Genomic DNA, 7,864 nt, shown 5'->3' with positions numbered 1-7,864 from the left:
GCACATAATGCGCACACACAAAACCGCAGGTCAGGACAGCTTGGCGACCGGTTCAAGGATCGCGACGCACTCCGGCAGAGGTCATCAACCTCAGGAAGTCCCAGTGTCGACTTCCCCGAACCGGCTGCCCTGCTCCGCCGCGACTTCACCCTCACCGGTCCCGTCGCCTCCGCCCGGCTGTACGTCACCGCGTACGGCGTCTACCAGGCCGAGATCAATGGCGAGCACGTGGGCGATCACGTCATGGCCCCGGGCTGGACCTCCTATCAACACCGGCTGCGCTACCAGACGTTCGACGTCACCCCGCTGCTGCGAACGGGCGAGAACACCATCGGAGCCCTGCTCGGCGAGGGTTGGTACACGGGACGCCTCGGCTTCCATGGCGGCAGACGCGCCATCTACGGCGAACACCGCGCGCTCCTCGCCCAGTTGGAGATCGGCTACGCCGACGGCACGACGCAGACCGTCCGCACCGACGAACACTGGCGTACGACGACCGGTCCCGTGCCGCGTTCGGAGATCTACGACGGGGAGGCCTACGACGCGCGGCGGGAGCGGCCGGGGTGGTCGACGCCGGGAGGTGAGGTGTCCGGCTGGAACCGGGTCGGTGAACTGCCGTTCCCTGAGGCCGAGTTGGTGGCACCGACCGGTCCGCCCGTGCGACGCACGCAGACCGTCGCTCCGGTCGAGGTCATCACGACGCCGTCCGGGAAGACCGTCCTGGACTTCGGGCAGAACCTGGTCGGACGGCTACGCATCCGTGTCTCGGGCCCCGCCGGCCACGAGATCACCCTGCGCCACGCGGAGGTGTTGGAACACGGCGAACTGAGCACCCGCCCCCTGCGGTTCGCCGCCGCCACGGACACGTACGTCCTGCGCGGCGAAGGCGTGGAAGGAGATGAGGACGAGAGGGTCGAGACCTACGAACCCCACTTCACCTTCCACGGCTTCAGATACGCCGAGATCGGGAACTGGCCCGGCCCGCTCGACCCCGCCGACATCGAAGCGGTCGTACTCCACACGGACATGACCCGCACCGGCTGGTTCGAGTGCTCCGACCCGCTGGTGAACCGGCTGCACGAGAACGTCGTGCAGGGCATGCGCGGCAACTTCCTCGACGTCCCCACGGACTGCCCGCAGCGCGACGAACGCATGGGCTGGACCGGCGACATCCAGGTCTTCGCGCCCACCGCGTCCTTCCTCCACGACTGCTCCGGCATGCTGACCGGCTGGCTGCGCGACCTGTCCGCAGAGCAGTTGGCGCGAGCGGACGGCGTGCCGCCCCTCGTCGTCCCCGACGTGCTGCCGGATGCCTTCCGGGACGCGGGTGCCCAGGCCGTGTGGGCCGATGTCGCGGTCCTCCTGCCGTGGACCCTCTACCAGCGGTTCGGTGACCTGGAGGTGCTGCGCACCCAGTACCCGAGCATGCGGGCCTGGGGCGAGGCCGCGATCCGGCTCACCGCCGAGGGTGACGGACTCTGGCGCCAGGACTTCCAACTCGGCGACTGGCTCGACCCACAGGCCCCGCCCGACCGCCCGGGGGAGGCGCGGACCGACGGCGACCTCGTCGCCAACGCGTACGTCATCCGCTCCGCGGAGATCCTCGCCGAGACCGCCCAACTCCTTGACGACGAAGGACACTTGGACGGCAAGGAGGACGACGCCGCCCGTTTCCGCGCGCACGCTCAGGCCGTACGCGAATGCTTCGCCGACCAGTTCGTCACGCCGGACGGGAGACTGTCCTCGGACACCCAGACCGCGTACGCCTTGGCCATCGCCTTCTCGCTCCTGCCGACGGAGCGTCAACAGCGGGGCGCCGCCGAACGGTTGGCGCAGATCGTGCGCCGCGCGTCCTTCCGTATCGCCACCGGTTTCACGGGCACGCCGCTGATCTGCGACGCCCTGTGCGCGGCGGGCGAACCCCAACTCGCCTACCGCATGCTCCTGGAGAAGGCCTGCCCGTCGTGGCTCTACCCGGTGACCATGGGCGCCACCACCGTCTGGGAACGCTGGGACTCGATGCTGCCCGACGGCACCGTCAACCCCGGTGAGATGACCTCCTTCAACCACTACGCCCTCGGTGCCGTCGCCGACTGGCTGCACCGTACGGTCGCGGGACTCGCCTCCGCCGAACCCGGCTGGCGGCGACTGCGTGTCGCCCCGGTCCCGGGCGGCGACCTGACCTGGGCGAAGGCGGCTCACGACACACCGTACGGCAGGGCCGAGGCGGGCTGGCGCATCGAGGGCGACGTCATCGTGGTGGAGGCGCTGGTCCCGGCGAACACGCGGGCCGAGTTCCAACTACCGGACGGCAGCCCCCCGTTCGAGGTCGGCTCGGGACGCCACACCTTCCGACGTCCCCACGCCGCCCCGGCCTGGCCACCGCCCGCGATCCGGCACCCGTGACGTGCCCGGTGAGGCCTTGGCACTCCCGTGCGCTTGAAGTTTCAAACGGATTCGGCCAGACTCTCGTTTGAGAGTTCAAGCGATCCGCATCGGGACTCTTTGGGCCCTGCCCGAAATCTCCCTCCCCTGGAGTTGTCATGTCACTTGCCTCTGATGCCGTCGCCGTCCGCCGTGGTCCGCTCGTCGTGGCGGGAGGTGTGCTCGCCGCGATCGTGGTGGCCTCCGCGGCGGACACGGTGCTCGCCCAGCTCGCCCTGGCCGCCGGCGCGCCCGACGACTTCCAGCCCCTGGAGGCACCGTCGTACGTCTTCCTGACGGCGCTCGGGACAGTCGCGGGAGCCATCGGCTGGGCCATCCTGCGCAAGGTGTCGAAGGACCCCCAGGCGCTGGTGCGATGGCTGGTCCCGACCCTCGTCGTGGTGTCCTTCGTCCCCGACTTCCTGCTCTACGGCGACGGTGGCGCGACCGGCGTCGGGGCGCTGCTCCTGATGCACGTGACGGTCGCGGCGGCCGCGGTGGTCGCCTACCGCAAGGTGATGCCCCTGTCGTAGGGACACCGACGGCCGCCGACGCGGTGGCCGCCGTCAGAGTCGTCGCGCCCCGACCGTCGAACGCCACAACTCCCCGGCCTCAGCCGCCGCTTCCGGTGCCACGAGCAGCAACGGCTCACCGTACGAAGGGAGTTGCGGCATGGCCACCGCGCCCGCCTCGGTCGCGATGAGCAGGGCGGGCAGACCGTCCACCGGGTGGAACTCGCCGATCGCGGCGGCTGTCGCCCGGCCCGCCGCCACCTGGACCAACGACAGCGCGGTCGAGCCCATGACGCGGGCCGTGCAGTGCCGGTCGGCCAGTTTCGCGAGGAGCGCGTCCAGGCCCGGCCAGTGCGCGTGTGCCGCCCACTCCGTCAGGAACACATGGCCGGTGAGTGTGGTGTGGTCCGCCGCGTGGATCGACGTTCCGTTCAGGTGCGCGCCCCTTCCCCGCACCGCTGTGAAGACCTCGCCCCGCCACGGGTCCGCCACCAGGCCCAGCAGCGGGCTGCCGTCCGGCTCCGCCAGGCCCAGGGAGAAGGAGCACCAGCCAAGTCCGTGGGCGTAGTTGGTCGTTCCGTCCACAGGGTCGATTACCCAGTGCGGTGCGTCCGACGTGCCCTCCTCGACGCCGTACTCCTCGCCGTCGATGCCCCAGTCGGGGAACTCCCGCCGCAGCACCGCCCGCACATGCCGCTCCACCGCCTCGTCCGTGTCCGTGACGATGTCGGCCGGGCTGGCCTTCTGCCGGACCGGCCCCGCACCTCCTCGGTTCCCGCCACGAATCGCCTCCGCGGCCCACTCGGCCAACTCCACGGCCACCCGCAGAGCACCGTCCAGGTCATGTCCGTTCGGCACCGCTCTTCACCACCCCGTTCACGTCGTTGCCAATGATCGCGTCCACACCCCAGGCGAGCAGTTCGGCGCGCCGGTCCGCGTCGTCCACCGTCCAGCAGCTCACCAGCACATCCCGCGCATGCCAGTACGCCACCGACTCCCCGCTCAGGAACCGGTGTTCGGGATTGAAGTACTGCGGACGAACGGCCCCCAATACGGCCCCGAACGGCGAAGGCGCCAACCTCGCCTGTACGACGGCTCCGAACTCGGCAAGGCCCTCGCCACGCATCCCGACGACCCCGAGGCCGACCTCACGGAATGCGAGCAGCCCCTCTTCCCCCGCAGTGCTGCGGCTGCTGCTGGTGCCGAGCTGAACGAGGTGCTCGCCCCATGACCTCAGGGGCGGAAAGCTCGCTCACTTCGGCAGGTCGGTGCTGTCGAGATGGCGGTGCAGGAATTCGGTGATGACGTCCATGACGGTCGCGGACGACCAGGCAAGGGCGGCGTCTGAATCCGCGAGAACTCCGAAATCCCCGTGATTCGCCCTGGCCACGACATAGCGAGTGCTGTCTGCGCCGGCGGTGAGAAGAGCCTGATGTACGTGCTGCGTCTGGGAGGAGGAGACGAGCATGTCGTCGCTGCCGTGGAGGAGAAGGAAAGGGGGCGCTGACGCCGTCACGTAGGTCGCGGGATCCGCGGCGCTGACCGCTTCGGGAATTTCCGAGAACAGTGCGCCTGCCTTGCCGACATAGGCCGAGAAATGCGTGGCCGTGCGCTCGTAGTGGAGTCGCGCCTCCTCGTCGAAGTCGTCGGCGATCGCCGAGAGCAGGGAGGACCCGAAGGCGTCGACCACGGCCTGCACGGTCCCCGGGGAGAGGGCGTCCGACTCCCCGGAGAACTCGGGCAGGTCATGGGTGACACCGGTCAGGGCCGCCACATGGCCACCGGCTGATTCTCCCCAGAGGGCAGCCGTGCGCGGGTTGATGCCGAAGTCGTCGGCGTGCTGCCGCAGATGGACGAGGGCGGCCCGCACATCGTGGACGGAATCCAGGTAGGTGGCACCGTCCGGTGTGACGCGGTATTCGACGCTGGCGACGACGAAGCCCGATTCGGCGACATGTCGACGCAAGTCGAACGCCATTGCCTTGTTGCAGCGGAGGAACGCACCTCCGGGAAGGAAGAGAACCAGCGGAAGCCGCTCTTCCGTCGCGGGCCGCAGAATGTCGGCCTTCAGATCACGCGACGCTCCGTCGGGCAGCTGCACGGTGCTGAAGACGACGTCAGGGCGGCTGTCGATGTCGACTGCGCCAAGGGTCATCTGCGGACTCGGGCCGACATCCAGCAGGGTGCTGTCGGCGAGGTCGGGCGGAGCGATGGTGCCGGCGACGGGCACGGGGAGCTTGGGAAAGGACGGGATCTCGGGTGCCATGTAGCGAGTCTGTCACCGTCGTAAAAAAGCGTCAATAGATATGGAGAGGCTTCCTCCACTTCTGTGGATACTCAGTCGGAGTGCGGCGGTCCCGGGGTTTACGGCACCAGGACGATCCGGCCCCGCAGGCTGCCCCGGGTGAGCTGGGCGTGGGCTTCGGCGGCCTGCGACAGGGGGTAGATCCGCGCGACCCGTGGCGTCAGTACGCCGACCTCGGCGAGCGCGGAAAGGTGGGCGAGCCGGGTGGGTTCGGGACCGGCGGCGGTGTGCCGTACGGACACGCCCCGCTCCGGGGCCGGCAGCGTGTCGAACCGTACGCTCACGAAGGTGCCGCCGTCGCGGACGGCCGCCAGCGCGGGTGCGCCCAGCGCCGCCGCGTCGAGGACGCCGTCCACGCCCTCCGGCACGAACCGGCGTACCGCGTCGCTCAGTTCCTCGTCGCGCGACACGAACCACGTGGCGCCACGGCTGCGGAGGAACTCCTCGTCCTCGGGCCGCCCCTGCGCGACGATCCGCACGCCCCGCGTCCGTGCCAGCTCGACGGCGTAGCCGCCCACGGCACCGGCGGCGCCCGTGACGAGCAGAGTGTCGCGCGGGCGTAGCGGGAGGTGGTCCAGGGCCATCGAGGCGGTCATCGCGTTGAGGGGGATCGTCGCCGCGAGCGTCAGGTCCATGCCCTCGGGGGCGAGAGCGATGGAGTTGAGGTCGGTCACCAGGTATTCGGCCTGGGCCTTTGTGGGGCGCAGCGCGGGGGCGTCGAACACGATGACCGGCGTTCCGACCTTGAGGAGGACACCCGCGCCGACCGCGTCGATCGTCCCGGCGGCGTCCAGGCCGAGACCGGTGTATTCGACCTCTTCCGGCGACGCGAAGAACCCGGACCACACGGCGGCGTCGGCGGGATTGAGCGCGGCCGCCGCGACCTTGACGCGGATCTCCAGGGGACCCGGTTCCGGGAGCGGGACCTCCAGGACCTCGACGGCCTCAGGTTCACCGATCTTCTTGACGACTACAGCGCGCATGATGTCCGCCATTCCGTTTGCGTATCCGAACACCACGAACGCTAGGCGGGTTACGATCGATTAGTAAGTAGGCACTTCAAAGTGCGTTACGGCCCGCTGGGCGGGAGCGGTTGTTGTCCGTCACCCGTCGTCACTGGCCCGTCTGCCGGGCGTCGTAGTGCGCTCGTGCCTCGTCGACCACGTCGGTTTTCTCGGCCGCCCAGTCGCGCACCTGGGACAGCAGGCCGTACAGGCCTTCCCCGAGCGGGGTCAACTCGTAGTCGACGCGTACCGGCACGGTCGGCGTGACCGTTCGTTTCACCATGCCGTCGCGTTCGAGCATGCGCAGTGTCTGGGTCAGCATCTTCTGGCTGACGCCCGGGATCTCGCGGCTGATGTGGCTGTAACGCATCGGCTCGCCGTAGGAGCCGAGGGTGCACACCGTCAGGCTGACCCAGCGGTTGCTGATCGTCGAGAGCAGGGCCACGGCGGGGCAGTCGTGCATGTACGCCTCGTACGTGCCGGGCTCGATCGAGCGCGTCTGCTTCGTCTTGGTGGCCATCTGGTTCTCCCGTCAGGAGCGCAACGCACTCAAGAGTGCCTACTTACCAATCGATCGTAACCCGCCTGTCGTTCGTGCCATTTGTGTCATTCGTGCCATCCAGGTCGTTCGCCTTGGCGAACGGTGGACGCGCTTCGCCCCGCGGGTCGAGTGACCGGCGGGGCGAGGTGGCGGAGTGAAGGGCGACGGCGGCGAGCCAGTCGGGTGGTCAGGCGCAGAGGACGCGGGTCTCCGGCGTGTAGACCGGGCCGGCGCTGACGTTCGTCGAGTCGCTGAACTCGGAGTAGTAGTACGAGTAGAAGCCGATGTTGCCGTTGCAGCCCGAGTCCGCGGCGACCTGCAAGGTCAGCGTCACGGTCCGGCTCTGGCCGGGCGGGATGGTGGCGCCGTAGTCCGGGCCGAGGTCGGTGGGACCGACGCCGGTGCAGGGGGTGCTGCCGGTGTCCGTGGCCAGGGCGCAGTCGGTGAAGCTGTACTTGAGGTCGGGCCGCTGGGTGGTCAGCCAGGTGGGCTCGATCGTCTGGTAGACGAACAGGATGTCGTAGGTCTTGTTGTTGGTCAGCGTCATCGAGAGTTTCACCGCGCCACCGGGCGTCGCGGTGGCGGTGTCGGTGGCAAAGGTCAGGTCGGCGTCCGCCGCGCTCGCACTCGGGGCCAGGCCGAAGACGGCGAGGAGGAAACCGAGGACGGTGGCGAGACCCAGGCGTCTCATACGTGGTGATCGCATGGGCCCGGAGGCTAGGCGCGCCGCGTGCGAGCCGTCTGCCCCACGGGGAGGACCAGGACCGCGGGTCGGCCGAATGTGTTTCTGGTGTGGCAGCGGTGCGGCGAGTGTGTGAAGTGATCGCTCGAGTCGCGTACGTGCACTGCATTGGGGCGGGTGTGCGGGGTTCGCGGGGGCGGTCGCGCTGCCGCCGGATGTGGGACTGCGGACGCCGATATTGGCGTGATTCCTGATGTGGGAGTGTCGGACGCGGCCGGCATCTTGCAACCGGCCGAGGGCCAGGCGCAGGTCCTGGCCGCGCTCAGCCTGGCGGAGACGCTCGACGCCGGCGCACGGGGAGCATGAGCCGGCGCCGTACGAGGCCGATGTGCCCGA

10 protein-coding genes are annotated in these 7,864 nt (G+C 69.4%); 4 read left to right on the top strand and 6 right to left on the bottom strand.

Features of this window, described 5'->3' with window-relative positions:
- Positions 1 to 2,406: family 78 glycoside hydrolase catalytic domain (locus ACNFOC_RS46955; protein ID WP_416965123.1), on the top strand; the 2,406-nt coding region annotated here is incomplete at its 5' end.
- A 137-nt stretch (positions 2,407 to 2,543) separates the two neighbouring features.
- Positions 2,544 to 2,957: a DUF6069 family protein gene (locus ACNFOC_RS46950; RefSeq protein WP_416965122.1), complete on the top strand. Its 414-nt coding sequence runs from the start codon at positions 2,544 to 2,546 to the stop codon at positions 2,955 to 2,957.
- Positions 2,958 to 2,990: 33 nt separating this feature from the next.
- Here the strand turns inward: ACNFOC_RS46950 and ACNFOC_RS46945 are convergent, their stop codons facing one another.
- Positions 2,991 to 3,794, bottom strand: coding sequence for an inositol monophosphatase family protein (locus ACNFOC_RS46945; protein ID WP_416965121.1), 804 nt, complete (start codon positions 3,792 to 3,794; stop codon positions 2,991 to 2,993).
- Positions 3,778 to 3,927, bottom strand: coding sequence for a hypothetical protein (locus tag ACNFOC_RS46940; RefSeq protein ID WP_416965120.1), 150 nt, complete (start codon positions 3,925 to 3,927; stop codon positions 3,778 to 3,780). Before ACNFOC_RS46940 ends, ACNFOC_RS46945 begins: the two co-directional genes overlap by 17 nt.
- Positions 3,928 to 3,948: 21 nt before the next feature.
- Between ACNFOC_RS46940 and ACNFOC_RS46935 the strand changes: the two genes are divergently transcribed.
- On the top strand, positions 3,949 to 4,167 hold the full coding sequence (locus tag ACNFOC_RS46935) for a hypothetical protein (RefSeq protein WP_416965119.1): 219 nt from the start codon (positions 3,949 to 3,951) through the stop codon (positions 4,165 to 4,167).
- 21 nt (positions 4,168 to 4,188) lie between these two features.
- On the opposite strand, the gene ACNFOC_RS46930 is transcribed toward ACNFOC_RS46935, so the two are convergent.
- The 4 genes from ACNFOC_RS46930 to ACNFOC_RS46915 form a co-directional block, all read right to left on the bottom strand.
- Positions 4,189 to 5,202 (bottom strand): alpha/beta hydrolase fold domain-containing protein, encoded by a 1,014-nt coding sequence (locus tag ACNFOC_RS46930; RefSeq protein ID WP_416965118.1) that lies wholly within the window; start codon positions 5,200 to 5,202, stop codon positions 4,189 to 4,191.
- A gap of 98 nt (positions 5,203 to 5,300) precedes the next feature.
- Positions 5,301 to 6,224, bottom strand: a complete 924-nt coding sequence (locus ACNFOC_RS46925; RefSeq protein ID WP_416965117.1) for an NADP-dependent oxidoreductase — start codon at positions 6,222 to 6,224, stop codon at positions 5,301 to 5,303.
- 130 nt (positions 6,225 to 6,354) lie between these two features.
- Positions 6,355 to 6,765 (bottom strand): winged helix-turn-helix transcriptional regulator, encoded by a 411-nt coding sequence (locus ACNFOC_RS46920; protein WP_416965116.1) that lies wholly within the window; start codon positions 6,763 to 6,765, stop codon positions 6,355 to 6,357.
- Positions 6,766 to 6,973: 208 nt separating this feature from the next.
- On the bottom strand, positions 6,974 to 7,477 hold the full coding sequence (locus tag ACNFOC_RS46915) for a hypothetical protein (RefSeq protein ID WP_416965115.1): 504 nt from the start codon (positions 7,475 to 7,477) through the stop codon (positions 6,974 to 6,976).
- Positions 7,478 to 7,711: 234 nt separating this feature from the next.
- On the opposite strand from ACNFOC_RS46915, the gene ACNFOC_RS46910 reads away from it, so the two are divergent.
- Complete coding sequence (locus ACNFOC_RS46910; protein ID WP_416965114.1) at positions 7,712 to 7,834, top strand: hypothetical protein; 123 nt, start codon at positions 7,712 to 7,714, stop codon at positions 7,832 to 7,834.
- Positions 7,835 to 7,864 lie beyond the last annotated feature (30 nt).

The sequence above is a fragment of the Streptomyces colwelliae genome (genome assembly GCF_048158785.1).
Classification (GTDB): Bacteria; Actinomycetota; Actinomycetes; order Streptomycetales; family Streptomycetaceae; genus Streptomyces.
The sequence above is the reverse complement of the archived record's forward strand: the minus strand, read 5'-3'. Positions and strand labels throughout refer to the sequence as shown.